This window comes from Streptomyces sp. NPDC107471 (assembly GCF_055582845.1).
In genome coordinates, this window is record NZ_JBVJPC010000001.1 from 184,151 (window position 1) to 208,934 (window position 24,784).

Genomic DNA, 24,784 nt, shown 5'->3' on the forward strand with positions numbered 1-24,784 from the left:
AAACGGGCGGAGGCCACTTTGTTTCTCTACGGTACAAAATCGGGCCGGTGATCGCCACCACCCCGGGGAACCGCCCGGAACAGTTCACCCGCCGTTCAGCTCAGCCGGACACGGCCTCCCACAGGCTCCACAGCCCGAGAGCCAGCATCAGCAGCGCCGCGATCCTTGTGATGAGCTTCAGCGGCACCCGCTTCATCAGGGCCTTTCCGCCGACGATGCCGAGACCGGCCACCGCCCACAGCGCGAGCACCGCGCCGAGGCCGACGGAGAGCGGGTCGTCGTAGCGGGCCGCGAGGTTGGCCGTCATGATCTGGGTCAGGTCACCGAACTCGGCGACCAGGATGAGCATGAACCCGGCCCCCGCGACCTTCCAGAAGGACTGGTCCTCGGGCTTGCGGATCTCCTCCTCGTCGTCGTCCTTCTTCAGCAGCAGGACGGCCGCGCCACCGAGGAAGAGCACACCCGTCAGCGCCTGCACGATCTGCTGCGGCAGCAGGGTGAGCACGCTGCCGGCCGCGACGGCGAGCGCGACGTGCAGCGCGAAGGCGGCGGCGACGCCCGCGAAGACGTAGGAGGCGCGGTAGCGGGTGCCGAGGACGAGTCCGGCGAGCGCGGTCTTGTCCGGCAGTTCGGCGAGGAAGACGACGCCGAACACGACGGCCGTCACGGTGAAGCTGATCAAGGGTCCTCAATCGGTCGGGGGCTGCCCCACCGAGAGTGTCCCTGCGAAACGACGCCTCGGCACGGCAGCACACAGTCAGTGCACTACTGGCCGAAGGTCTCGCTGGCCGGTCCCTGAAGACCTGCCTCCGGGCGCCGGCTCAGACGAGCTGAGCAGTATGTCGACGGTCCGGCGAAGAGCTACTCCCCTTCAACACCGTCCATCGTACGTGATCGTTTCGCCGTAAACCTTGTCGTGTCATGTACGCGTCACTAACTTCTCACCGTACGCACATCTCCCCGCAACACGGAGCCGCGAGCATTCGACCGCTCGCGCTCCAACGCCCCCGCCCTCCAAGGGAGTTCGCATGTCGAAGTTCTACGCGCGTCGACGGCTGAGCATACTCGCCGCACTGACCGGCCTCATAGCCTCCGTCGGGCTCCTCAACGGCCCGACCGCCTCCGCCGCCCTCCCCACCCCGGTCAGCGCGGCCACCGCCCGCACCTACCTCGCCTCGCTCACCGTGGCCACCGAGAACCGCACCGGGTACAACCGGGACCTGTTCCCGACCTGGATCACCATCAGCGGCACCTGCAACACCCGCGAGTACATCCTCAAGCGGGACGGCTCGAACGTCGTCACCGACTCCGCCTGCGCCGCCACCAGCGGTAGCTGGTACTCCCCGTACGACGGCGCCACCTGGACCGCCGCCTCCGACGTCGACATCGACCACCTGGTCCCGCTCGCCGAGGCCTGGGACTCCGGCGCGAGCGCCTGGACCACGTCCCGGCGCCAGTCCTTCGCCAACGACGTCACCCGCCCGCAGCTCCTCGCGGTGACCGACAACGTGAACCAGTCCAAGGGCGATCAGGACCCGGCCACCTGGATGCCGTCGCTCACCTCGTACCGCTGCACCTACGTCCGCGCCTGGGTCCAGGTGAAGTACTACTACGGGCTCTCCGTCGACTCCGCGGAGAAGAGCGCGCTCACGGGCTACCTCGCCAACTGCTGACGATTCCGTGCCGGAATCTCCCCGCGGAGCTCCGTCGTTCCGTACCGTACGGGGCGACGGAGGAGGATCACGTGACGGATCTGCGGGTAGGACCACTGCTCAGGTACGTCGACGGCTCGTCCGCGACCGTGTGGGTCGAGACGAGCCGTCCGTGCACGGTCGAGGTGCACTGCTCGGACGGCACCGGTGGTGAGTCCCCCACCTTCCAGGTCGCGGGCCACTACTACGCCCTCGTCCCGGTCGAAGGCCTCGCCCCCGGCACGCAGCGGTCGTACGAGGTGTTCCTGGACGGCACACGCGAATGGCCGCTGCCCGACTCGCCCTTCCCGCCCTCGGTGATCCACACGCCCACCGAGGAGGCACCCGTCCGCGTCGCCTTCGGCTCCTGCCGCTGGGCCGCGCCCCCGGAGGGCGAGAAGGACCCCGTGGGCCCCGACGCCCTGGACACCCTCGCGGCCCGTATCGCCGCCGAGCCGGAGGGCGAGCGCCCGGACGTCCTCCTCCTCCTGGGCGACCAGGTCTACGCCGACGAGACCTCCCAGGCCACGCAGCGCTGGCTGGCCGCCCGCCGCGACCTGAGCGACCCGCCGGGCGACCAGGTGGCGGACTACGAGGAGTACACCCACCTCTACTACGAGTCCTGGCTCGACCCCGAGGTGCGCTGGCTGCTGTCCACCGTGCCCAGTTGCATGATCTTCGACGACCACGACGTCATCGACGACTGGAACACCTCCGCCTCCTGGGTCGAGGACATGCGCACCCTCACCTGGTGGCGGGAGCGGCTGCTGAGCGGACTGATGTCGTACTGGGTCTACCAGCACCTGGGCAACCTCCCCCCGTCCGAACTGGCCGCCGACCCGCTCTACGCCGCCGTCCGGCAGTCCCCCGACGGCACCGACGAGCTGCGCGCCTTCGCGTGCCGCGCCGAGGCCGACGCGGCCTCCGTGCGCTGGAGCTACCGGCGCGACTTCGGCCGCGTGCGGCTGGTCATGGTCGACTCCCGCGCGGCCCGCGTCCTCGACGAGGACAACCGGTCGATGCTGGACCCCGGCGAGGCCGAGTGGCTGCGCGAACAGGTGCTGGAGGACCGCTCCTCCTACGACCACCTCCTGATCGGCACCTCGCTGCCCTGGCTGCTGCCGCACCTGGTGCACGACGCCGAGGCGTGGGACGCCGCACTGTGCCGGGGGGAGCGCGGGGCGCGCTGGGCCCGGTTCGGGGAGAACCTGCGGCGCAAGGCGGACCTGGAGCACTGGGCCGCGTTCCCGGAGTCCTTCGTGACGCTGGCGGAGCTGATCGCCGAGGTGGGGTCGGGGCCCGAGGCGCCGGCGACGGTGCTGGTGCTGTCGGGGGACGTGCACCACGCGTACGTGGCCGAGCCGAAGTGGCGCACCGGCGGACCGGACGCCCGCGTTCTCCAGCTCACCTGCTCGCCCGTGCACAACTCCGTGCCCTCCTACATCCGGTACGGCTTCCGCTTCGGCTGGAGCGCGGTGGCGCGGGCTCTCGGGCGGGGCCTCGCCAGGCACGGACGCTGTGCACGACCGCCGGTCTCCTGGCGGCACACCGGCGGGCCCTGGTTCGGCAACCAGCTCATGACGCTGACGCTGAACGGGCGTTCCGCGCGGCTGCGGCTGGACCACGCCCGGGAGTCGGGCGAGGGCCGGACCCGCCTGGTGACGATCTCGGAGTCCGAACTCACCGGGGAGACCGGCCGCGAGGAGTCCCGGCTCGCCCGGCGCTTCACCTGACGGATCCTCAACGACAGCTCCACGCAAGGCGGTTCGGGTATGCCACGCCCGCGAGCGGGTGCGGATTCGGACACACTTTCGGAAGTGACGGGGCGGTGACGGGAGTGGTGGTACGTGCGGATGCGCAGCCGTTTCCTGTGCGGAAGCGGGTGAAACGGAAGGGGCGACAGAGGTGAACCGATGGCTAAATGTTGAACTTGCAAGCACTGTTTAGGCACACCTAACGTGGAGGGCCGACTCGGTTCCCATCCCCCTGGGGCGACCCCCCTGTGGGACCGACCCGACCGAAGGAGTCCCCCACATGACCGGACGCCTGAACAGCGCCCAGCCATACGCCCTCGGCCTGTATCGCATCGTCGTCGGCCTGCTCTTCCTGTGTCACGGCGCCGCCTCCCTCTTCGGCGTGCTCGGCGGTGCCTCGGGCACCGACGGCGGCACCCTCGAAGCGGGCACCTGGCCGGGCTGGTACGCGGCCCTGATCCAGCTCGTCTGCGGCGGCCTCGTCCTGCTCGGCCTGGGCACCCGCGGCGCCGCGTTCCTCGCCGCGGGCGCCATGGCGTACGCGTACTTCAAGGTGCACCAGCCGTCGTCCCTGTGGCCCTTGGAGAACGGCGGTGAAGCCGCCGCGATGTTCAGTTGGGCCTTCCTGCTGCTGGTCTTCACCGGGTCCGGCGCGTTCGGCCTGGACCGGCTGCTCGCGAGGCGCTCCGCGCAGGAACGCAAGCCGGCGGCGGAGCCGGTGGCCGTCTGAGACCGGCCCGTGCGGTGCCCTCCCCCGCGTCCGTGGGGGAGGGCACCGTACGAGGCAGCCGGGTGAACATGCCGCGGTCATCTCATGAGCCCCCCGTGAATCTCCTGTCACTGCCCGGGCGTACGCTGTATGGCTGTCTACGGGGGAATCACGGGGAGTCGCGGTGTTGGAGAGCCTGGGGTCACTGACCGGCAGTCCATGGATCTACGCCATGGTCGCGCTGTCGGTGCTCCTCGACGTGTTCGTGCCGGTGCTGCCCAGCGGGGTGCTGGTCATCACGGCCGCGACGGCCGCGGCCGCGGGCAGTGCGGCGACCGGGCGGGTCCCCGATGTACTGGCCCTGATCCTCTGCGCCACGACCGCCTCGGTCCTGGGCGACCTGGCGGCGTACCGCCTCGCCTTCCGGGGCGGTGAACGCCTCGACCGCGCGATCGCCCGCTCGCGCCGGCTCACCACCGCGCAGGAACGTCTCGGCGACGCGCTCGCCGCGGGCGGCGGGGCCCTGGTCGTCCTCGCCCGCTTCGCCCCCGCCGGCCGCTCGGTGGTCTCGCTCCTGGCCGGCACCGCCCAGCGCCGGGCCCGTGACTTCCTCCCCTGGTCCGCCCTGGCCGGCCTCTCCTGGGCGGCGTACAGCGTGGCCCTCGGCTACTTCGGCGCCCACTGGCTCGGCGCGACCTGGCTGGCGACGGGGGTGTCGATGGCGGCCCTCTTCGGAGCGGGAGCGGCGGCGGCCTACGTGATGCGCCCCCGCCCCGAACAGGCGAAGGCCGGCTGAGAGCGTCGCGCCGAGCGCGGTGTCGAGAGCCCGGTCAGGCTCGCAGTCTGCGCAGTCTCGGGGCCTCCGGCGGCTGCGAGCCGGACGGGTCGGCCTCGACGAGAACCCACACCCGCAGGCAACCCGGGCCCGGCGCTCCCAGGCAGCTCGCCCTGGGCCAACATCCACCTGCGGCCGCAGGGCCTACGGCGGCTGAGACGCCGACGAGGCGTGCGTTTGCGGGCCCCCGGCAACACAAGCCTGGGCCAAAACCCTGCGAACGCAAGCCCTACCGCGGCTGCGAGCCGGGTGGGTCGGCGTCGACGACAACCCACACCCGCAGGCGACCCGGGCCCGGCGGTGGGGCGGGTCAGCTTGCCTTGCGGTGGGTGGCTCCTCGGACCTCCAGGGCAGCCAGCAGCTCGGCGGTCGCCTCCGTGACCGCTTCCACGGCACGGTCGAAGACCTCCTTGTTGTGGGCGGCGGGGGCGCGGAAGCCCGAGACCTTGCGCACGTACTGGAGCGCGGCGGCCCGGATCTCCTCCTCCGTCGCCTCCTCGGGCAACACGGGCGGACGAAGCGTCTTGATACTGCGGCACATACCGTCAGTCTCCCTCCCCGGGCGGATCGGCGCTTCCGTCCGCCCGTTCCGAATGTCATGATCCTCGCCGAGGCGGCCACCGGTCCCGGGGCCGACCGACGAGAGGAACAACCCGACATGGCGCACGACTCCGCACACCGTGAACTCACCGTGGCCGTCCTGGGCCCGGGCGGCACCGGCGGCCTCCTCGCCGCCCTCCTGGCCCGCGCCGGACACCGGGTGATCTGCCTGGCCGGCGACGACACGGCGAACACCCTGCGCACGGCCGGCATCGAGGTCCGCAGCGGCACCTTCGGCGACTTCACGACCCCCGTCGAGGCCGACACCGAGCTGCGCGAACCGGTCGACGCCTGCGTGATCGCCGTCAAGCACACCTCCCTGCACTCCGCCCTCGACCGCGTCCCGCCCAGCGTCCTGGGCGACGGCCTGGTCGTCCCCCTCCTGAACGGCGTCGAGCACCCGGTGACCCTGCGCGCCCGCTACCGTCCGGACCGGGTCGCCCCGGCGGTGATCCGCGTGGAGTCGACGAGGATCGCACCCGGCGTCATCGAGCACGGCAGCCCCTTCGCCGAGCTCGACCTGACCGGCGACGGCGTCCCCCGCGAGCGGCTCGACGCACTGGCCTCCGTCCTCGCCGAGGCCGGCCCCACGACCCGGGTGCTGAACGACGAGACGGCCGCCCTGTGGGCCAAGATGTCCTTCCTCGCTCCCTTCGCCCTCCTCACCACCCTGCACGCCCTCCCCCTCGGCGAGGTACGCACCCGCCACCGCGACGAGCTGACCGCCCTGGTCGAGGAGACCGCCGCGGTCAGCGCGGCCTGCGGCGGTCCTGCCGACCCGGCCCAGGCCCTCGCCCGCTACGACGCCTTCCCGCCCGGGACGAAGTCCTCGATGCAGCGTGACGCGGAGGCGGGCCGCCCCCTCGAACTGGACGCGATCGGCGGGGCGTTGCTGCGCGCGGCGGACCGGCACGGGGTGAAGGTGCCCGTCGCGGCCCGGGTGGTCGGGGAGTTGGCGGGCGCCGAGAGCTGACGGTCCCCCGCACCGCCACTGCCGCCGCCGTCGCCCGGCCCGCGCCCTCAGCGGCCGTCCCCGCCCGTCAGGTCGTACCGCCATTCGTTCGACTTGATCCAGTGGCCCTTCGGGTACTCGAACTCGGCCTCCCCGAGCAGCGTGAAGCCGGCCCGGCGGCAGACGCCGTTCGACGCGGTGTGCTCCACGCTCGGGAAGGCGTGCAGGTAGCGGTGTCCACCGGCGGCCCGTGCCTCCTCCACGACGGCACGGGCCGCCCGCGCGGCCAGTCCCCGGCCCTGGAACTCCGGCAGGATCCCCCACCCGGTCTCCCATATCAGGGAGTCCCGCCACTCACGCTCCCAGAACCCCACCGAGCCGACGGTCTCCCCGCCGTCGGCGAGCGTGACGCGGTACATCCGCCCCGACGACAGCCCGACGTACCGCCGATGCCGCGCGAGAAGCCTCTCCTCGGTCTCCGGTCCGCCCAAGTGGTCGGTCATCTCAGGGCTGTTGGTCCGCTCCAGCAGCCAGAAGTCGCCCTCCGCCCAGGGCACCAACCGCACCGGCTCCACCTGCTCCGTATCCATGTCAGCCACCCTAGACGCAGGGTCTGACAACACCCCCGGCCTGCGGTTTTGCCGAACCGGCAACAGATCTCGCGTCGAGCCGCCGCCACCCCCCAGGATCGTGGTGAACCACCCCTCGTGCCCCACCTCGTGCCCCACCTCGGCCCCGCAGTCCGTGACCCGCCATCCGCGAGCCGCGATCCGTGACCGTGATCCGCAAGTACGGAGGACACATGCCGCACCTCACCCACCGTCTGGTCCCCGGCCCCGCCGGCCGGATCCACCTCGTGGAGCAGGGCACCGGGCCCCTCGTCCTGCTGTTGCACGGATTCCCGGAGTCCTGGTACTCGTGGCGCCACCAGTTGCCGGTGCTGGCCGCGGCTGGATACCGCGCGGTCGCCGTGGACGTGCGCGGCTACGGCCGTTCGTCGAAACCGGAGGCGGTGTCGGCGTACCGGATGACCGAGCTGGTGGAGGACAACGCGGCCGTGGTGGCGGCGCTCGGCGAGCGTTCCGCGGTGGTCGTCGGGCACGACTGGGGCGCGACGATCGCGGCGCACTCGGCGCTGCTCAGGCCGGACGTCTTCCACGCGGTCGGCCTGCTGAGCGTGCCGTACACGCCGCCCGGCGGCCCCCGCCCCAGCGAGGTCTTCGCGGCGATCGGCGGGCCGGAGGAGTTCTACGTCTCCTACTTCCAGGAGCCCGGCCGGGCCGAACGGGAGATCGAGCCGGACGTACGCGGCTGGCTGGCCGGTTTCTACGCCGCGCTCTCGGCCGACACCATGCCGAAGCCCGACGCCCACGGCGTGCTCGCCGACCCGCACTTCGTCGCACCGGGCGGCCGGATGTGCGACCGCTTCCCCACCGGCCGCCTCCCGGCCTGGCTCACCGAGGACGATCTCGACGTCTACGCCGGGGAGTTCGAGCGGACGGGGCTCACCGGTGCCCTGAACCGCTACCGCGCGATGGACCAGGACTGGAAGGACCTGGCCGCCCACGCGGGAGCGCCGATCAGCCGGCCCTCCCTCTTCCTGGGCGGCACCCTGGACGCCTCCACCACCTGGCTCTCCGACGCCGTCGACGCCTTCCCCACGACCCTCCCCGGCCTGCACGCCGCCCACCTCCTCGACGGCTGCGGCCACTGGATCCAGCAGGAGCGTCCCGAGGAGGTCAACCGTCACCTGACCGACTGGCTGGGATCGGTGGCGAGCGGGCGGTAGCGCACGTTCACGACGGCCGTACGACCGGTGCCGTCGAGTCCTTCGAGGCGTACGGGCGCGCCGCCGGGGCGGTCGTAGAGCCGGATCCCGTCGCCGAGCAGGACGGGCGCGAGGTGGAGGTCGATCTCGTCGATCAGGCCGCGTTCCAGGAGCTGGCGGCCGATCGTGGGCGAGAAGACCTCCACGTTCTTGCCGCCGGCGGCCGCCAGGGCGATCCGGACGGCGTCGGCGGGGTCGCAGTTCAGGAAGGTCACGCCGGGGACGGGCCCCGCGTCCTCGGGATGGTGCGTGAGGACGAACAGCGGTCCCTGCCACGCGCCGCCGTAAACGGCCCGGGCGTCGGGGAAGGCGTCCCAGCCGTCCCGGCCGCCCAGCACGGCCCCGGTCGTCGCGGCGTACTCCTCGACGAGGCCGGGCCGGAACGAGAACCCCGTCAGCCAGTCCATCGTGTGTTCGGGGCCCGCCACGTACCCGTCCAACGACATGGTGAAGTGCCAGAGCACCTTGCCCGCGGCGATCTGCGGCACCATGTCCGCCGCCGGCGCGGTACGCACGTTCTGGGGATCCTCCATGACCGCACCTCTCCCGGGAGGCTCCTGTCCCCCTTCAGACCTGCGGCGAGCGCGAAAGTCATCGCCGAGGTCCGGTGCCCCCCCCTGAGACCGGCCCCACCCCCGACCGTCATCCCCGGACCGCCACGGCCCGCTCCTCCCGCCCGTCGGCCCTCGCTGTCCCTGCCGCGACGGCCATGACGGCCACGGCGGTGAGGACCATGCCCGCGCCGACGTAGAGCGGGGCGGTGTAGCCCAGGCCCGCGGTGATCGCGAGGCCGCCGGCCCAGGCGCCCAGTGCGTTGCCGAGGTTGGACGCGGACACGTTGGCGCCGGCGGCCAGGGCCGCGCCCCCCGCGTGGTCGGTGACACGGGTGATGAGTCCGGGCACACCGGCGAACCCGAACACCCCCATCAGCAGGACCAGCACCACCGACGCCGTCGCGCTGTCCGCGAGCAGCCCGAACGCGACGAGGGTGACCGTGAGCCCGGCCAGGGCGAGGACCAGCGCACGGTCGCGGTCACGGTCCGCCGCCCGGCCGCCGAGCAGGTTGCCGACGACCAGCCCGACGCCGTACACCATGAGCAGCCAGGGGACGTCCGCCGAGGAGAAGCCGCCGACCTCGGTGAACGTGTAGGCGATGTAGCTGAACGCGCCGAACATCCCGCCGTAGCCGAGCGCGGTGGCGAGCAGGGTCAGCCAGACCTGGCCGGAGCGGAACGCGCCGAGCTGGGCGCGCAGGGCCGTGGGAGGCGCCGGTCCCGTCCGCGGGCTCTCCGCGGCGCGGCTCGGCACCCACGCGATGATGCCCGCGAGCGCGAGTACGCCGACCGCCGTGACCGCCCAGAACGCGGCCCGCCAGCCCCAGCGCTCCCCCACCAGCGCGCCGAACGGCACGCCGAGCACGTTCGCTACCGTCAGCCCGGCGAACATGACGGCCACCGCGCGGGACCCGCGCTCCGGCGCGACCAGGTCGCGCGCGACGAGGGAGCCGATGCCGAAGAAGGAGCCGTGGCACAGCGCCGCCACGATCCGCCCGAGCAGCATGACCGGGTAGCTCGGGGCGACGGCGGACAGCAGGTTGCCGAGGACGAACAGGACCAGCAGGCCGACCAGGACGTGCTTGCGGGGCAGTCGCGCGGTCGCCGCCGTGAGGACGACCGCGCCGATCGCGACGCTGAGCGCGTATCCGGAGATCAGCCGGCCGGCCGCCGCCTCCGACACCGCGAGACCGGCCGCCACCTGCGGCAGCAGTCCCGCGATCAGGAACTCGGTCAGCCCGATGCCGAACCCTCCGACGGCCAGCGCGACCAGCCCACCGGGCATCCGCCGCCGTTCGATCCCCGGCCTACGCAAGACAGTCCCCGAGATCAGCGCTCATGGACCGACCCTCGCGTCCCTCCGCGCACGGGTCCATGGACAAAGCAGCGACGGCGCTTGGACGAAGGCGCGTGCGCAAATGCCGTTGAGACGGCGCCCCGCGTCGACGAGGCTCTCGGTATGGAGTTCTTCTGCTACCACCGTGACCGGCCCGGTTCCCTGCCCCTGCGGGCGGAGCTGACCGAGGCGCACTGGTCGTACATGGACCGGTACGAGGCCGAACTGATCGCGCGTGGGCCGACGTTCGCCGCCGACGGGGAGACGCCGAGCGGGAGTGTGCACATCGTCGAGCTGCCCGATCCCGCCGCGGCGCGCGCGTTCGCCTTCGACGAGCCCAACTACCAGGCCGGTGCCTACCGGGACGTGCTGCTGCGCCGCTGGCGCAACCTGCTGGGCCGCACCATGTGGGACTTCCCCGGCGGCCGCACCGGCGGCGACCGGTACCTGGTGCTGGGTCTCGGCGCGGGAGAGGCCGTCGACCTCGCCGTACCGCCGGCGAAGGACGACCTGATCGCCTACGGTCCCCTGCTGTCGGACGACGCCACCGCCTGGCTGGGCACGGCTGCCCTGGTCCGCGCCCCGGACCCGGAACGGGCGCGGGCCGTGCTGACCGCGGACCGGTACGCCGCGGTGGAGGTCCACGCGTGGGAGTTCGGCGGACGACGCTGACAACCCGTTCTCGGGGCAACCGCACAGGGACCAGCCGTACGAACGAGGAGCGTCCACCAGATGGGTACCGCCGTCCGCGTCCCGCAGACCCGGGACATGATCGGGGAGGAACTCTCCGGAGACGAGGCGTTCACCGCCCTGCGCCACTACGGCGGCCTGCGGCTGCTGACCGACTCCTTCGCGCGGTTCCGCTACGCCGACGGCTTCACCAACGCCCGGGCCCTCGCCTTCCAGGTGGTGCTCGGGCTGGTCCCGTGCACGGTGGCGCTGGTGGGGCTCGCGACCTCGGTGCACACGGAGGGCGTGGGCCGGATCATCGAGCTGACGCTCGGCCGGATCGTGCCCGGCGCGAGCGCCGACATCGTGAAGGACGCCTTCGACGGGACACGCCGCACCGCGCACGGCAGTGTCTGGAGCACCCTCGCGCTGTGGCTGGGGCTCGGCTTCGCCCTGTTGAACCTCGCCTCGGCCATGGGCCAGATCGAGCGCGGCGCGAACCGGATCTACGGCATCGAGCGCGACCGTCCCTTCCCGCGCAAGTACGCGCGCGGGATCGTGCTCGCGGTCGCCGCCGGCCTCCCCCTGGTGCTGGGCTTCGTCGTGCTGGTGGCCGGCGAGGCCGTGGGCGACGCGGTGGCGGAGTCCGCGGGCCGGGAGGGCGGCGGGCCGCGCTGGTGGGGAGTGCTGGACCTGCCGGTGGGGCTCGCGCTGGCGTGGGTGGCCTCCGCCGTGATCTTCCGCTGGTCGCCGCGTCGGGTGCAGCCCGGTTACACCTGGCTGGCGTTCGGCTCGGCCGTGCATCTGTTGCTGTGGGTGTCGGCCACCTGGCTGCTCGCGCTGTACGTCGAGGAGAGCGGTGCCTTCGGCGCCGTCTACGGGCCGCTCACCGCCTTCATCGCCCTGCTGCTCTGGGCGAACCTCACCGCTGTCGCGCTGTTCCTCGGCATCGCGTTCGCCGCCCAGCTCGAAGCGGCCCGCGCCGGCGTCGAGTCGGCCGTGCACCCGGACCCCGGGCCGGGGACGTGAGGGTGCGCGGCGCTCTCGCTGTCGGCCCTGCGCCGCGGCGGGTGTTGTCGCCGTCAGCCGTGGGCCGCGGCCGTGGTGTGGCCGTCAGCCGTGCGCCGCGCGGTGTTGTCGCCGTCAGCCCTGCGCCGCGGCGGTGACCGTGGCGGGGTCCACGCCGGTCAGTTCGACGATGCGGTGCGGTGGCACGCCGGCGGCCAGTGCCCGCCCGATCAGTCCGTCCCGGCCGTCCGCGCAGTCGCGGTAGGCGAGGAGTTCCTCCTCGACCCCGGCGAGCGACTCGGGTGCCAGGTGGTGGCGGACCCGAGTCAGTTCCTCGTCGCTCAACGGCACGGGCAGCCGTTCGGCGCCCTCGGGCACGGCCGCGGTCTCCTCGGGCGGCAGCAGACGCAGGTGCGGGGAGGTCGCCGTGGTCCCCTGGGCGTCCAGCCAGGCGAGGACCGCGGGGGTCTCCAGGCACGCGAGCTCGCCCACGGCGGCGAGGGGCACGCCGAGTCGCGCGGACGCGTCGTCGAGCAGGAACAGGTAGGCGTCGTCGGTCATCCTCGGCTCCTTCGCACCAGGGGTCGATCGCCCTCCCCTTACCCCGCCTCGCCCGGCTAATGTTCAGTCCGGTGGGTGACAGGGGGAGGAGCAAGGACATGGTCGGTCTTCCGAGCGCGCGTTGACGTCGTAGGCCGTGCGCGGCCTGTCATCGCGTGCTGCGCTCGATGGTGCGGCACAGCCCGTCTTCGATCCGGGGATCGTCGTGCCGCCGTTTTCCGCCATTCCATCCGATTCCAGCCGTTCTGTCCCGCCGAGCCTGTGGCGGGACCGGGACTTCCGTCGCCTCTGGGTGGGCCAGACGGCCTCCCAACTCGGCGAGCACACCAGCCTGTTGGTGCTGCCGCTCTTCGCCGTCCTGACCCTCGACGCCGGTCCCGGCGAGTTGGGCCTGCTGCGAGCGGTGGGGCAGGCGCCGGTGCTGCTGCTCTCGCTCCTCGTCGGCGCGTGGGTGGACCGCCGGCGGACCCGCACGGTGATGATCGCGTCGGACGCCGGCCGGGCCCTGGCCCTGGGCGCCGCCGCGCTGGCCGGGCTCCTCGGCGGGCTCGGGCTGCCCGCGCTGTTCGCGGTCGTCCTCGCCGTCGGGGTCCTGTCCGTGTTCTTCGACGTCGCCTACCAGTCGTCCCTCGTACGGCTGGTGCGACGCGATCAGTTGGTGCGGGGCAACAGCGCGCTCGAGGGCAGCCGGTCCGCGGCGCAGATCGGTGGCCCCGCCCTCGGCGGTGCGCTGGTGTCCTGGCTGTCGGCGCCGGTCGCCGCGGCGGCGGGCGCGGTGTTCTTCGCGCTGTCGTTCCTGTCGATCCGCCGGATCCGTCGCGACGAGCCGGTCCCGGAGCACGCGGAGCGGCCCTCCCCGATAGGGCGGCGGATCCAGGAGGGCCTGCGTTTCGTCGCGCGCGAGACCTCACTGCGGACCGTGTGCCTCGCCTCGGCGGCCTTCCAGTTCTCCTTCGCCGCGCTGATGACCGTCTATCTGCTCTTCCTGCCGCGCGAACTGCATCTGTCGGGCACGGTCGTCGGGCTGTCCCTCGCGGCGGTGGGGCCGGGCGCGCTCCTGGGCTCGCTCCTCGCCGCCCGGCTGCCGGGCCGGTTCGGTCATGGCGTGGTGCTGGTGTCGGCGGCGGCGATCGGCGACGGCGCGTTCCTGTGCGTGCCCGCGCTGCACGGCCCGTCCGCGGCCACGGTCGCCGTGCTCCTCGCGGTCGGCTTCGTGTTCGGGGCGGGCGGCCAGTTGGTGAACGTCACGGTCATGGCCGTCCGACAGGCGGTCACCCCGTACGGGATGCAGGGGCGGGCGGCCGCCACGATCACGTTCGTCGGCATGGGCCTGACCCCGCTCGGCTCCCTGCTCGGCGGACACCTCGCACAGCAGTGGGGCCTGCGCACCAGCCTCCTGGCGACAGCGTCGACCATGCTCCTCTCCCCGCTCCTGATGGCCACGTCCCCCCTCACCCACCTGGGCCGAACACTCCCGCCCCGCCCGGACCATGCGGCCCCGGTGACGGAGTTACCGCGAACGTAGCCGGCCACCGCCACACGCTTTGTCCCCCTCGCCCACCCGCGCCCACACCCACTTGACCACCCCCGCAACCCCACCCCGTCCGCCCATTCGCATGAACCTCCCGAAGCCGCTCGCCTCTGAAAATCGAACAGGCGTAGCATTGCCGCGTGGCTAAGACCTATGACTTTCCGAGTGACCTCCTCGCCGGTCAGGAGGAGCTGCATCAGGTCCGGGCCGAGCTGTCGGCCCTGCTCAAGCGGCTTCCCTGGTCGGTCGCGCCGCTGGACGGCTTCAGTGACGACAACGGCTGGCGGAAGGTGGAGCGCCCCGCCTCCCCGGGCTGGACGCCCGACGAACAGGCCGAGGTGGAGAAGCTCCGGCAGCGCGAGCACGAACTCGCGGTCTTCGTCACCACCCACCGCTTCTGGACCGAGGTGGAGATGCCGGACCGCGTGGACGCCCGCACCGATCTGAAGCACGCGTCCCGCAGGCAGGAAGCGGGCTGAACGACGAAGGACCCCGGCCGGGATCGGCCGGGGTCCTTCACGGTGTGGGCGCGGACGGTTTCGAACCGCCGACATCCTGCTTGTAAGGCAGGCGCTCTACCCCTGAGCTACGCACCCGAGACGAGTCGACAGCCTACCTTGCCCGGGACCCTGCCCCGCAAACCCTTACTCGGAGGCCCGCGGAGGTCAGGGTCGGTACGGGGGAAAACCCCACCCCCGATCCGGGAGCGGCCCGGATCCCCCGCCGGGGCGCCGGTCCCTAGGGTCGAAGCAGGGTCGCGGAGTGCCCGCGGCCGCCCGCCCAGGGCTAGATCAGGGGGAGATAACCATGGTCCGTTCCGTTCCCGCACGTGCCGCCGCCGCGGCCGGGGTCGTCGCGCTCGTCGTCGCGGGGGCCACCGCCTGCGGTGCCTCCGCCGGGGACGACAAGACCCCCGACCACAAGTCCTTCGCCCTCCAGGGCCGCACCCTGACCGTCGACTCCGACGACTCGGCGCTGGAGATCGTCGCCGCCGATTCGAACAAGGCCGGCACGGTCCAGGTCACCCGCTGGTTCCAGGGGACCGTCGCCGTCGGCAAGGACCCCGAGGTGACCTGGTCGATGAAGGACGACCGGCTGGTACTGCGGATGAAGTGCAGCGGTGTCGTCGCCGACTGCGCGGCCAAGCACCGCATCGAGGTGCCACGGGACATCAGCGTGAAGGTCGAGGACGGCGACGGCAGCGTGCGGGCCCGCGGCTTCACCCGGCCGCTCAGCATCAGCACCGGCGACGGTTCCGTGCGGGTCACCGACTCCAGCGGGCCGCTCAGGCTGCACACCGGCGACGGGTCGATGCGCGCGGAGGTCACCTCCCGCCAGGTGACCGCCCGCACCGGGGACGGCTCGCTCCACCTCGAACTCGGCGTCGTACCGGACCGGGTGGAGACCCGCAGCGGCGACGGCTCCGTGACCGTCGAGCTGCCGCGGGCCACCTACCGGGTCGAGGCGAAGAGCGGCGACGGAGGGGTCGACGTGTCGGTGCCCCGGTCCGACTCCAGCGGCCATGTGGTGTCCGCCGAGAGCGGAGACGGCAAAGTCACGGTGCGAACCGCGAACTGACCGGCCCGTGTGTTCGTCCCTTACCGGTGGGAGAATGACACCGGGCACCGCCAGGACGGACCACAGCACGGGAGAGGGATGTGACGGCGACACCATCGCGGCCGTACTCGTCGGCGTCGGTGCCGCGCGCACACCGTCAGGCACTCGGGGACACCCTCGCTCTGCTCGGCCTGCCCCTGCTCGCCGCCCTCGCGCTGCCGGCCGCGTTCGCCGGCGGCGGCACCCGGCGCTGGTTCGGCGGGCGTGCGGAGAACCAGCGGGCCGAGGCGCAGGCCGCGAAGGACGCCGCCGCGGCCGCGTTCTACGAACTGGACACCGCCCAGCGGGATCTGCGGATCTCGATCGAGACCATCACCGCCGTCGACGACTCCCCCGCCGCCCGGCGGGCGGTCGCCGACTTCCAGGCGATCAGCGGGCGGATCGACTCGGCCAGCCAGCGCTACATCGAGGCCGTCGACGCCCATGACCTCGACCGGGACGACCTGGAGGCCGCGGTCGCCGCGCACGCGCGCACCGAGCTGACCCGGGCCAAGGACGACCTCGGCAACGTCAAGCGGGAGCTGGATCGTTTCGGCGACAGTCTCGGCCCGCTGCTGGGCAAGGCCGAGACCCAGCTCGCCCGTCTCGCCCCGGCCGTGGAGCGGGCCAGGCAGGGGCTGCTGGCCGCCTCCAACGCCCTGGACGCCGTACGGGAGTCGGGGCTGAAGGCGGACGACCTGGCCGCCCGGCTCGCCGCGCTCGGACCCGAGCTGACCAAGCTCAACCAGGGGGCCGGGCAGCACGGCGTACCGCAGACCCTGGAGCGGGCCGAACGGGTCGCGCGGGAGGCCGAGTCGATCCGGGTCGAGGCCGAGCGGCTCCCGGAGCGGGCCGCCGAGATCGACCACCGGCTGGTCTCCCTGCGCACCCGCGCCGAGGCCCTGACCACCCGCGCGGGCCAGGTCGACCCGGTCCTCAGCGAACTGCGCCGCCGGTTCACCGCCGCCTGCTGGCAGGACCTCCAGCACGTCCCGGACCAGGCCACGGAGAACGTCCGGCAGGCCGAGCGCAAGCTCCGCGAGGCCCGCGCCGCCCGCGACGAACAGCGCTGGCCGGACGCGACCTCCCTGCTGTCCACGGTCCGCGCCCTGCTCAACACCACCGACGAGTCCGTCTCCGCCGCCGGTGACCGGCTGCGCCGGCTGAACGCCGTGCAGAAGGACCCCCAGCAGGAGATCGACCGCACCCGCTTCGCCATCCGCGACGCCCAGCGTCTCGCCATGACCGGCCGCACCACGCCGGACCCGCGGCACGCGCGGCCCCTGGACGACTCGGTGGCCCGCCTGGACCGGGCGATCGCGACCCTGGAGGGCCGCCACCCCGACTACTGGCACTTCCTCACCGAGACGGAAGCGGTACGGCAGACGGTGGCCCGGGTGGTCGCGCAGATCCGCGAGGAGCGCGGCGGCGCGCACTGAGGCGTCCCGTACGCCGGGGTCCAGGTCTGCTCATGTCCTCGCGGGCAGGAGATTGAATCTCGCACGAACTAGACAAATCACCCTTTTTTGCATAGATCGTCTCAATGCGGTGACATGGATGGAGACCCGCATATCTCTCGCAAAGGAGATGGTGGTATGTCTTCCACCGAGTTCCAGCTCGAGGACCTGACCGAGGTCCCCGGCACCGACGTCGAAGCGGCTCTCGACCCCGTCGAGGCCGACGGTTACTACCGCGACAGCCGCCAGTGCGCGGCGCTTGCTCTGACGTCCTCGTCGAGCAACCTCCTGCTGTCGCCTCCGACGCCACGGCCGAAGAAGGGCTGACGGGAGAATCGAATGGAGCAGTCCGGCACTTCGACCCGCCTGGCGGGCGCGGTGCAGGGCCTCACGTCGGAACTGGTCTCCGCTCTTCGGAGCGGGGACCGCTTCCGGCTGGCAGGCACGGTCGCCACGGGGCACGGCCCCGGGACGACCGCCGACCCGTCCCTCGCCGCCGTCCGGGTGGTGGGAGCCGATGTCGTGCTGCCGAGCGTCCTGCTGCGCTGTCCGCCCCCCGATCCCGACGATCTCACCGTGCTCGGCAGAGCCGTTCACGCCTACCCGCCCCCCGCCGAGGCGTCTCCCACCGTGGCGTGGAGCCACTGGGCCATGCGGCGGGCGCTCCGGCGGCTGGACGCGTCCTTCGACGGCGCGCCGGACGACGACGGCGAGCCCGGGACGGCCTGGCTCGACGAGGCACCGTGGCAGTTCCTGACCCATCAACTCGCCGTGCTCGCCCCGCTCGCGCTGCCCGGCGAGGACTGCGCGGTCGCCGAGGTGGCCCGCAGCCGCCCGGTCGACGTCGCCCGGGGCTTCGTCCGGGCGGTCCGCCGCCGCGACTGGCTCCAGGCGGCCGGAGCGGGACGTTGGCTGGTCCTCCTCGACGACGTGCCACGGACGCTGGGCCTGGACACCGGGCTGGAGTTCGTGGCCCAGATGGGCGGCACGGACGCCCGCGTGGCATTGCAGGTCGAGGCCGCCCAACTGATGCGGACGGGAGTGCTGGTGTGACGGCGCCCGACGCACGGGCGGCGACGTCGGAGGTACGGGCGGCGCACGGGGCATCCACCACGCGTGAGGTCCGGCGCCTGGCCGAGGCCGCGCTGACCTGGCTGAGCGGCCACCGCGACGGCTTCGCGCTCGGCGACGACGCGCTCGCCGAGCACGGCAACGTGAACACCACCTGGAAGCCCCTCGGCGAGCTGGCCCAGGTGTGCGTCTGCGTACGACGGCACACCGATCCGGCCGACCCGCTCCACGTGACGGCGTCGGACCTGCTGTCGTTCGCGTGGCAACAGACCGGGCGGGGCGCCCTGTTCGTGGAGTTGCAGCGCCTGGAACCCTTCGCCACCTATCCGTTGGAGGTGTACGCGGCCTTCGCGTCGGCGGGCCTGCGCCACGCCGGCTACGAGCGCGCCACGGCGACGGTGGCCCGAACCCGCGGCTGGCACGTGACGGAGCAGGAACCGAACCGGCGCATGAGCGTGCTCAACTCCGAGCGCCGCGGCGGCATCCCGCAGCACGGGGAGATGCGTCCGGCGCTGGACCGCACCTGGCTCGCCGGCCTGCCGGAACCGTGGACGTTCGAACTGGCCGCCGGCTACACCCTCACCCATGTGATCTTCCATCTCACCGACTGGGGCCTGACCCCGCAGGCCGTGCCCGCGCCGGTCGCCTCCTACCTCCGGCACTGGCTCGCGCCCTGGCTCGACACCTGCCTGGAGGACGAGCAGTGGGACCTGAGCTGCGAGTTGCTGGCCGTGGCGAGCAGCCTGCCCGGCCCGCCGGACCGCGCGCTGCTCCAGGAGGCGTGGGCGCGGCTCGCACCGGCCCAGGGCGGCTCGGGGGCCGTCCCCGAGGTCGGCGGGCGCGGCAGCCGTACGACCGAGCCCGCGTTCCTCGACTGCTACCACTCGACGCTGATGACCGTCTTCGCCGCCGTGCTGACCCTCGACCGGCTGCGCGAGGACGGTGTGGAGGCGGCACTGGACGTGGCCGGCGGACAGGGAGTGCCGGGATGACTGACACACGTCTCCTGCACCAGGTCGGGGTCGGCGCCCTGGAGTGGCTGCACGCCCATCGCGACGGATTCCGGCTGGAGTTGGACGTCGACCCGGAGGTCGGCTTCCTGGAACGCTTCAAGCCGGTCGGCGAACTGGCCCTCATCTGCAAGGTGTTGTTCCGCGAAGGCGTGGCCGGGTCCCGGCAGTCCACGCTGGCACGGCAGTTGATCGACCACGCCTGGAGCCACACGCTCGACGGCGGCCGGATGCTGGTGCGCGGACAGCACACCGAGCCCATCTCGCCCATCCCCTTCGAGGTGTACCTGCCCTTCAAGGAGCTGGGCTACAGCAACCCCGAGGCCGAGCGCGCCTTCCGCCTCAACCAGCGGCTGGACAGCTTCGCCGCCCTGGAGATGTCACCGGTCCGCCGCCTCGGCCTGTCCGCCTTCCAGCGCCGCTTCGGCCTGCCGCCCGGCACCCGGGAGGCCGACCTGGTGGGCGCGACCTGGCTGGGGCGGGCTCCCGAGCCCTGGACGGTGGAAGGCCACATCGCCTACGACATCACCCACACCGTCTTCCATCTCACCGACTGGGGCGAGAACCCCGGGGGCCTGCCGGCCGATGTCGCCGACTACCTCGCGACCTGGCTGCCGGTCTGGCTGGACGACTGGCTGGACCTGCAACGCTGGGACCTGCTCGGCGAACTGCTCGTCGTCGACGCCTGCCTGCCCGAGCCCACCTTCGACGAGCGGGCCTGGACGGGCTTCGCCGCCGCCCAGGAGTCCGACGGGGCGATGCCCGCCGTACGCTCCATGCCGCGGGGCACACCCGACGAGGTCTTCGACATCGTGTACCACCCGACGCTCGTCGCCGCCTTCGCGTCCGTACTGGCCATGTCCCGCGCCCTGTCCCGGTTGGCGGGGACCCCGTCATGACGGCCGGCGCACGCCTCGCGCGTCCGGCCCCCTGGCCGGGTGCTCCGCTCGACGCCACCGACGCACCGGCACCCGACGGTCCACCGGTGAATCCGCCCGCGGAGGACGAGGAGGAGGTACTGCGGCGGCTCGACGCGGCCGTCGCCGCCGTGGACGCGCCCGACGTCGTCTTCGCCCTGTCCCGGCACGGCCGCCGCACCGTGCGCGCCGGAGGCACCGCGCCACCCCCGCCCGTGCCCCGCGAACGGGCCCGCTACGAGATGGGGTCGGCCTCCAAGACGTTCACCGGACTGCTGCTGGCCCACCTGACCGACACGGGCGTGCTGTCCGCGGGCGAACCGGCCGCCGGCCTGCTCGACCCGGCCCGGCTCCCCGGCGAGCACCCCGTCACCCTCGCTCACCTGATCACCCACACCTCGGGGCTGCCCGCCCTGCCCGCCGACTTCTTCGTCCGGGCGCTGCCGGCGTGGCAGACCAACCCCTACGCCCGCTATCCGGCCGAGCGCGTGGTCGACGCCTTCCTGCGCCACCGGCGACACCGCCGGCCCGGCACCCGCTGGCACTACTCCAACTTCGGTGTCGCCGTCCTCGGTCACGCCCTGACCGCGGCCACCGCCACCGGGTGGGACGACCTGCTCACCGCTCGGGTGCTGGGGCCGCTCGGGCTGAGCGACGCCGCTCTCGGCCCCGGCGGACCGGACACGGACGCCATCGGGCACCGCAAGGACGGCACGACACCCGTGCCCCCGCTGGCCGTCGGCGGCTTCCAGGCGGCCGGTGCCGTCCGGGCCACCCCGCACGACCTGCTCACGTTCCTGGAGGCCCATCTGGAGCCGTCGGGGCGGCCGTTGACCGGCGCGCTGCGCGCGGTCCGCCGCCCGGTGCTGCGGCGCGGTGTCGGGCACCGGCACGTGCACACGGTGGCCTGGTTCCAGCACCCCACGGAGTGCGGCCCGATGTACTTCCACGGCGGGGCGACCCTCGGTCAGCAGGCCTTCCTGGGCTTCCGGCCCGACATCGGCACGGCGTTGGCCGCCGTCTGCACCCGCCGCTTCCGGGCCCGCGACGCCTTCATCCCGACGGCGTACGCGCTGCTGGCCGACCTGTAGGGCGACCGGGCGGCCGTGCGACGGCGAGGGGCGGGGTCCGCGGACCCCGCCCCTCGCCGTGCTGTCATCGCGTCCTCACACGCGCTGCCACAGCCCCGGGGCGAGGGCGGGCTGCCACGCGGACTGCGCCTGATGCGGCTGGAGGCACTCGTAGGCGACGCCGTCCTGCGTCACCCGCGCCCCGACCTCGTACACCCGGCCCGCGGCCCAGGCACCCTCCGGGCCGTCCTCGGGGGCGGGTGTGCCGCTCTCGGCGGCGCTGGTCCGCAGGGTGAGGCCGTAGGTGCTGAGCACCGGGTTGACCGGCTGGTAGAAGGTCGTGCCGCCGCTCGTGCAGTCGCCGGAGCCCCCGGACGTGACGCCCTGGGCCTGCACGCCCGAGATGTACGAGCCGCCCGAGTCGCCCGGCTCGGCGCACACCGTCGTACGGGTCACGCCGTCGACGGTGCCCTCGGCGTAGTTGACGCTGGTGTCGTGCTGCTCGATGGTGCCGCAGTGCCAGCCCGTGGTGGAGCCGGACCGGCACACCGCGGCACCCGTCAGGGCCTGCACCGAGCCGGCGGTCTGCACGTCCTCGGTCTCGCCCTTGACGGCGGGTGTCGCCGTCCAGTCGCTGTTGACGCCGACCCACGACATGTCCTGCCCGGGGAACACGGACGCCTGGAAGGTGCCCTGGGCGACCTGGTTGAACCCGGTGGTCTTCGCCCCGGCCTTCCCGCAGTGGCCTGCCGTGACGAAGCCCTGCTGGTCGCCCTTGGTGACGCCGAAGCCCACGGAACAGCGGGCCGTGTCGTCGATGTAGAAGGCGTCGCCGCCCCGGATGTCGTACAGGGCACGCGGCTGGTCGGCGGACACCTTGACGTCCACGAGCGCCCTGTCGACACCGGCGGCCTCGACGAGCCTGTCCGCGGCGGCACGGCTGGTCGCCTGCACCGTCACCCGGTTGGTCCGTACGTCGACGTAGCGGACCGGGGTGTCGAGGGCCTTGCCGGTCACGGCACGGTCCAGTTGCGTCCTGGCCGCCCGCAGGTCCGCCAGCGGGGTCTTGACGACCACGGCCCGCGCGCCGCCGGCCTCGATGGCCGGGCCGTCCGCCGCGTCCGTGCTCGCCACCGTCAGCTCGGCGGAGGTGGCGCCGCTCACCCAGGCGCCCGCGAACCGCTTGCCCAACGCGTTCTGCAGCCTGCCGGCGCGGGTGCCGGCCTCGGCCTCGTTCACCAGGCGCGTCCTGGCCTGCGCCTCGGTCAGGCTCAGGTCGCGCTGGAGGGCCCGCAGGACCACGGGTGAGGGGCTGTTCGCGCCGAGTGTCTCGGCGGCGGACGGTGCCGGCGCCGGCGCCGGGGGCTCGACGGCCGCGGCCGCGGGCAGCCCCGTGAGCACGAGAGCGCCGAGCACCGTCAACGCGGCACAGCCGGCTGAAACGTGTCTGTGGGCCATCAAACGTCTCCTCGGGTGGGATGAGAAAGGTCTCGAATCCCTAGGTGTTGCCGCCTGCGCCTCGGCCGATGTCGGTTTCCCGCGCGTTCCGCGCATCGGACGACAAGAAGGGGCCGCCCGGCCGAGCACGGGATGCCCGCCGGCCGGCCCGGCGGGTACCTGCGGCCGGTCACGCGGGTGTGAGCCCCGGCTTGCCGGCCTCCGTCACGAAGGACGCGGCGGTCGAGACCGGCGCACCGGGGGTCGTCACGGCGGACACGGTCCTGAAGTCGGCCCGCGCCTTCTGGCGGTCGAGGGTGACCCGCACATAGCCGCGGCGGCCGTCGTAGAACTTCAGATGCGGGTTGGCCTTGAGGTACGTGTCCCAGGTGGGGGGCTTCTCGGCGCCGTCGCGGCCGCTCGCGACCGAGGTGGCGGTGAACTCCGTGCCCAGGGTCGCGGAGGCCGGGTCGTCGAAGTCGTCCTTGATGTCGAAGGCGTAGGCGACGTGCACGTCCCCGGTCATCACCACCAGGTTCTCGACCCCGGCCGATTTCACGCCGTCGAGGATCCGGCGGCGCGAGGCCCGGTAGCCGTCCCAGGCGTCCATGGACATCTGGGGCTCCGCGGTGAGGTCCAGTTTGCGCTGCGAGAAGCAGACCTGTTGCGGCATCACGTTCCACAGGGCCTGCGAGGCGCGCCAGCCGTCGATCAGCCAGCTCTCCTGCGCCGCCCCGGTCATGGTGCGTGCCGGGTCGTCCTGGAGGGGGCCGCCGGTGTGCTTGGTGTCCGCGTACACCTGGTCGGAGCGGTACTGCCGGGTGTCGAGGACGTCGAACTGGGCGAGCGTGCCCCACTGGAGCCGCCGGTAGAGCCGGGCGTCGGGGCCGTTCGGCATCTGCGCGGCGCGCAGCGGCTGGTTCTCCCAGTAGGCCCGGTAGGCGGCGGCGCGGCGCAGCAGGAACTCCTCCGGCGGGTCGTCGTTCTCGCTGACGGCTCCCGCGTAGTTGTTCTCGGTCTCGTGGTCGTCCCAGGTGACGACGAAGGGGTGGGCCGCGTGGGCCGCCCGCAGGTCCGGGTCGCTCTTGTAGAGGGCGTACCGCAGCCGGTAGTCCTCCAGGGTCGTGGCCTCGTGGTTGAAGAGGTCGGGCAGTTGGCGGTCGGTGTAGGCGCGGTGGCCGCCCACGGAGTTGACGGCGTACTCGTACAGGTAGTCGCCGAGATGGAGGACCACGTCCACGTCGTCCTGGGAAAGGTGGCGGTGTGCCGTGTAGTAGCCGTCGAAGTAGGCCTGGCAGGAGACGGCGGCGTAGGTGAGCGAGGCGGCCGCGGCACCGGCGAGCGGCGCGGTGCGGGTGCGGCCGGTCCCGCTGATCCAGGTCCCGGCCCTGAACCGGTAGTAGTAGACCCGGTCGGGGTCGAGGCCGTCGACGTCGACGTGCAGGGTGTGGTGGTACTCGGGGTACGCGACGGCGGCACCGCTGCGGACGGTCGTGCCGAAGCTCTCGTCGGAGGCGAGTTCCCACTGGACGACGACGTACTGCTGGGGCAGACCGCCGTCGGGCTCGAACGGGGCGGGGGCGAGCCGGGTCCACAGCAGCACGGAGTCGGGCAGCGGGTCCCCGGAGGCGACGCCGAGTGTGAAGGGGTCGCTGTCGATCCGCGCCGCGTCGAGTTCGCGGGAGCCGGCCGCACCCCGGGCCGGCAGGTGGGTGCTGAACGCGAGGGCGGCGGCGGCCGCGGTGACCGTGAGAAACCGCCGTCGGCCCAAGTGCCGTGCGGCGGCGCGCAGTTCGGGGGTGTGTCGCGAAGCCAAGGGGGCTCCTCCCGCGGTTGGTCGCCGGCAGAGAACCCCCGCATGCTAACCAGACAATGATCAGATTTCGGACATGCCTGTCGGAGTGCCGGTTAACCTGTGCTCATGCCTCGCTACGAGTACCGCTGCCGCACCTGCGGAGACACCTTCGAACTCAGCCGCCCCATGGCCGAGTCCTCCGCCCCCGCCGACTGCCCGGCCGGCCACGACGACACGGTGAAGCTGCTGTCGACGGTGGCCGTCGGCGGTTCGGCGTCCGCGTCGGCCCCGGCGCCCCAGGCGGGCGGCGGCGGTGGAGGCGGCTGCTGCGGCGGCGGTTGCTGCGGCTGACCGCCGTACGGCAGCTTCTTCAGGCTGCCTTCAGGTCCGCTTCCCTAGCGTG

26 protein-coding genes and 1 tRNA gene are annotated in these 24,784 nt (G+C 72.9%); 18 read left to right on the forward strand and 9 right to left on the reverse strand.

Annotation, left to right across the window (positions count from 1 at the left end; translation table 11 throughout):
- Positions 1-100: 100 nt before the first annotated feature.
- Positions 101-682, reverse strand: coding sequence for a TMEM165/GDT1 family protein (locus tag ACZ66S_RS00830; protein WP_469898701.1), 582 nt, complete (start codon positions 680-682; stop codon positions 101-103).
- A 346-nt stretch (positions 683-1,028) separates the two neighbouring features.
- Here ACZ66S_RS00830 and ACZ66S_RS00835 point away from each other — a divergent pair, with 346 nt between their 5' ends.
- The 4 genes from ACZ66S_RS00835 to ACZ66S_RS00850 all read left to right on the forward strand — a co-directional run bounded on the left by ACZ66S_RS00835 (position 1,029) and on the right by ACZ66S_RS00850 (position 4,950).
- Positions 1,029-1,673 (forward strand): HNH endonuclease family protein, encoded by a 645-nt coding sequence (locus ACZ66S_RS00835; protein ID WP_469898703.1) that lies wholly within the window; start codon positions 1,029-1,031, stop codon positions 1,671-1,673.
- A 71-nt stretch (positions 1,674-1,744) separates the two neighbouring features.
- Positions 1,745-3,424 carry an alkaline phosphatase D family protein gene (locus tag ACZ66S_RS00840; protein ID WP_469898704.1) on the forward strand — a complete coding sequence of 560 codons (1,680 nt, stop codon included), beginning with the start codon at positions 1,745-1,747 and terminating at the stop codon, positions 3,422-3,424.
- 301 nt (positions 3,425-3,725) lie between these two features.
- Positions 3,726-4,175: a DoxX family protein gene (locus ACZ66S_RS00845; protein WP_469898705.1), complete on the forward strand. Its 450-nt coding sequence runs from the start codon at positions 3,726-3,728 to the stop codon at positions 4,173-4,175.
- Between the two features lie 211 nt (positions 4,176-4,386).
- Positions 4,387-4,950, forward strand: coding sequence for a DedA family protein (locus tag ACZ66S_RS00850; protein WP_469899649.1), 564 nt, complete (start codon positions 4,387-4,389; stop codon positions 4,948-4,950).
- A gap of 349 nt (positions 4,951-5,299) precedes the next feature.
- Here ACZ66S_RS00850 and ACZ66S_RS00855 read toward each other — a convergent pair whose 3' ends face one another.
- Entirely contained in the window at positions 5,300-5,530 is a 231-nt protein-coding gene (locus ACZ66S_RS00855) for a DUF2277 domain-containing protein (protein WP_469898707.1), read from the reverse strand.
- A 117-nt stretch (positions 5,531-5,647) separates the two neighbouring features.
- On the opposite strand from ACZ66S_RS00855, the gene ACZ66S_RS00860 reads away from it, so the two are divergent.
- A complete protein-coding gene (locus ACZ66S_RS00860) occupies positions 5,648-6,562 on the forward strand; it encodes a ketopantoate reductase family protein (RefSeq protein WP_469898708.1) in 915 nt (304 codons plus the stop codon).
- A 47-nt stretch (positions 6,563-6,609) separates the two neighbouring features.
- Here the strand turns inward: ACZ66S_RS00860 and ACZ66S_RS00865 are convergent, their stop codons facing one another.
- Positions 6,610-7,131, reverse strand: coding sequence for a GNAT family N-acetyltransferase (locus tag ACZ66S_RS00865; RefSeq protein ID WP_469898710.1), 522 nt, complete (start codon positions 7,129-7,131; stop codon positions 6,610-6,612).
- Between the two features lie 212 nt (positions 7,132-7,343).
- On the opposite strand from ACZ66S_RS00865, the gene ACZ66S_RS00870 reads away from it, so the two are divergent.
- Positions 7,344-8,330, forward strand: coding sequence for an alpha/beta fold hydrolase (locus ACZ66S_RS00870; RefSeq protein ID WP_469898711.1), 987 nt, complete (start codon positions 7,344-7,346; stop codon positions 8,328-8,330).
- On the opposite strand, the gene ACZ66S_RS00875 is transcribed toward ACZ66S_RS00870, so the two are convergent.
- Entirely contained in the window at positions 8,288-8,902 is a 615-nt protein-coding gene (locus ACZ66S_RS00875) for a dihydrofolate reductase family protein (protein ID WP_469898713.1), read from the reverse strand. The two genes, ACZ66S_RS00870 and ACZ66S_RS00875, sit on opposite strands and share 43 nt — an antisense overlap.
- Before the next feature lie 109 nt (positions 8,903-9,011).
- Positions 9,012-10,208, reverse strand: coding sequence for an MFS transporter (locus ACZ66S_RS00880; protein ID WP_469898714.1), 1,197 nt, complete (start codon positions 10,206-10,208; stop codon positions 9,012-9,014).
- Between the two features lie 174 nt (positions 10,209-10,382).
- Here ACZ66S_RS00880 and ACZ66S_RS00885 point away from each other — a divergent pair, with 174 nt between their 5' ends.
- Entirely contained in the window at positions 10,383-10,931 is a 549-nt protein-coding gene (locus tag ACZ66S_RS00885; protein WP_469898715.1) for a YciI family protein, read from the forward strand.
- A 60-nt stretch (positions 10,932-10,991) separates the two neighbouring features.
- Positions 10,992-11,957, forward strand: coding sequence for a YihY/virulence factor BrkB family protein (locus tag ACZ66S_RS00890; RefSeq protein ID WP_469898717.1), 966 nt, complete (start codon positions 10,992-10,994; stop codon positions 11,955-11,957).
- A gap of 114 nt (positions 11,958-12,071) precedes the next feature.
- Here ACZ66S_RS00890 and ACZ66S_RS00895 read toward each other — a convergent pair whose 3' ends face one another.
- Positions 12,072-12,497 (reverse strand): DUF6003 family protein, encoded by a 426-nt coding sequence (locus ACZ66S_RS00895; RefSeq protein ID WP_469898719.1) that lies wholly within the window; start codon positions 12,495-12,497, stop codon positions 12,072-12,074.
- 259 nt (positions 12,498-12,756) lie between these two features.
- Here ACZ66S_RS00895 and ACZ66S_RS00900 point away from each other — a divergent pair, with 259 nt between their 5' ends.
- Positions 12,757-14,022 (forward strand): MFS transporter, encoded by a 1,266-nt coding sequence (locus ACZ66S_RS00900; RefSeq protein WP_469899650.1) that lies wholly within the window; start codon positions 12,757-12,759, stop codon positions 14,020-14,022.
- 146 nt (positions 14,023-14,168) lie between these two features.
- Positions 14,169-14,507: a hypothetical protein gene (locus tag ACZ66S_RS00905; protein ID WP_469898720.1), complete on the forward strand. Its 339-nt coding sequence runs from the start codon at positions 14,169-14,171 to the stop codon at positions 14,505-14,507.
- A gap of 45 nt (positions 14,508-14,552) precedes the next feature.
- Here ACZ66S_RS00905 and ACZ66S_RS00910 read toward each other — a convergent pair.
- A tRNA-Val gene (locus tag ACZ66S_RS00910) sits at positions 14,553-14,624 on the reverse strand.
- A 211-nt stretch (positions 14,625-14,835) separates the two neighbouring features.
- Here ACZ66S_RS00910 and ACZ66S_RS00915 point away from each other — a divergent pair.
- From ACZ66S_RS00915 to ACZ66S_RS00945, 7 genes are all read left to right on the forward strand, one after another.
- Complete coding sequence (locus ACZ66S_RS00915; protein ID WP_469898722.1) at positions 14,836-15,606, forward strand: DUF4097 family beta strand repeat-containing protein; 771 nt, start codon at positions 14,836-14,838, stop codon at positions 15,604-15,606.
- Between the two features lie 80 nt (positions 15,607-15,686).
- Positions 15,687-17,063, forward strand: coding sequence for a hypothetical protein (locus ACZ66S_RS00920; protein WP_469898723.1), 1,377 nt, complete (start codon positions 15,687-15,689; stop codon positions 17,061-17,063).
- A gap of 156 nt (positions 17,064-17,219) precedes the next feature.
- Positions 17,220-17,408, forward strand: coding sequence for a hypothetical protein (locus ACZ66S_RS00925; RefSeq protein WP_007381710.1), 189 nt, complete (start codon positions 17,220-17,222; stop codon positions 17,406-17,408).
- Between the two features lie 12 nt (positions 17,409-17,420).
- A complete protein-coding gene (locus tag ACZ66S_RS00930) occupies positions 17,421-18,134 on the forward strand; it encodes a hypothetical protein (protein ID WP_469898725.1) in 714 nt (237 codons plus the stop codon).
- A complete protein-coding gene (locus tag ACZ66S_RS00935; protein ID WP_469898727.1) occupies positions 18,131-19,144 on the forward strand; it encodes a DUF6895 family protein in 1,014 nt (337 codons plus the stop codon). The genes ACZ66S_RS00930 and ACZ66S_RS00935 overlap by 4 nt, the downstream gene beginning before the upstream one ends.
- The gene (locus ACZ66S_RS00940; RefSeq protein WP_469898728.1) at positions 19,141-20,061 is read left to right on the forward strand and encodes a DUF6895 family protein; all 921 of its coding nucleotides are present in this window, start codon (positions 19,141-19,143) and stop codon (positions 20,059-20,061) included. Before ACZ66S_RS00935 ends, ACZ66S_RS00940 begins: the two co-directional genes overlap by 4 nt.
- Complete coding sequence (locus tag ACZ66S_RS00945) at positions 20,058-21,170, forward strand: serine hydrolase domain-containing protein (protein WP_469898730.1); 1,113 nt, start codon at positions 20,058-20,060, stop codon at positions 21,168-21,170. Before ACZ66S_RS00940 ends, ACZ66S_RS00945 begins: the two co-directional genes overlap by 4 nt.
- A gap of 75 nt (positions 21,171-21,245) precedes the next feature.
- Here ACZ66S_RS00945 and ACZ66S_RS00950 read toward each other — a convergent pair whose 3' ends face one another.
- Both ACZ66S_RS00950 and ACZ66S_RS00955 read right to left on the reverse strand, forming a co-directional pair.
- Entirely contained in the window at positions 21,246-22,607 is a 1,362-nt protein-coding gene (locus tag ACZ66S_RS00950) for an alpha-lytic protease prodomain-containing protein (protein ID WP_469898731.1), read from the reverse strand.
- A 169-nt stretch (positions 22,608-22,776) separates the two neighbouring features.
- Positions 22,777-24,402 carry an alkaline phosphatase D family protein gene (locus ACZ66S_RS00955; RefSeq protein ID WP_469898732.1) on the reverse strand — a complete coding sequence of 542 codons (1,626 nt, stop codon included), beginning with the start codon at positions 24,400-24,402 and terminating at the stop codon, positions 22,777-22,779.
- Between the two features lie 105 nt (positions 24,403-24,507).
- Between ACZ66S_RS00955 and ACZ66S_RS00960 the strand changes: the two genes are divergently transcribed.
- On the forward strand, positions 24,508-24,732 hold the full coding sequence (locus tag ACZ66S_RS00960) for an FmdB family zinc ribbon protein (RefSeq protein ID WP_053850450.1): 225 nt from the start codon (positions 24,508-24,510) through the stop codon (positions 24,730-24,732).
- Positions 24,733-24,784 lie beyond the last annotated feature (52 nt).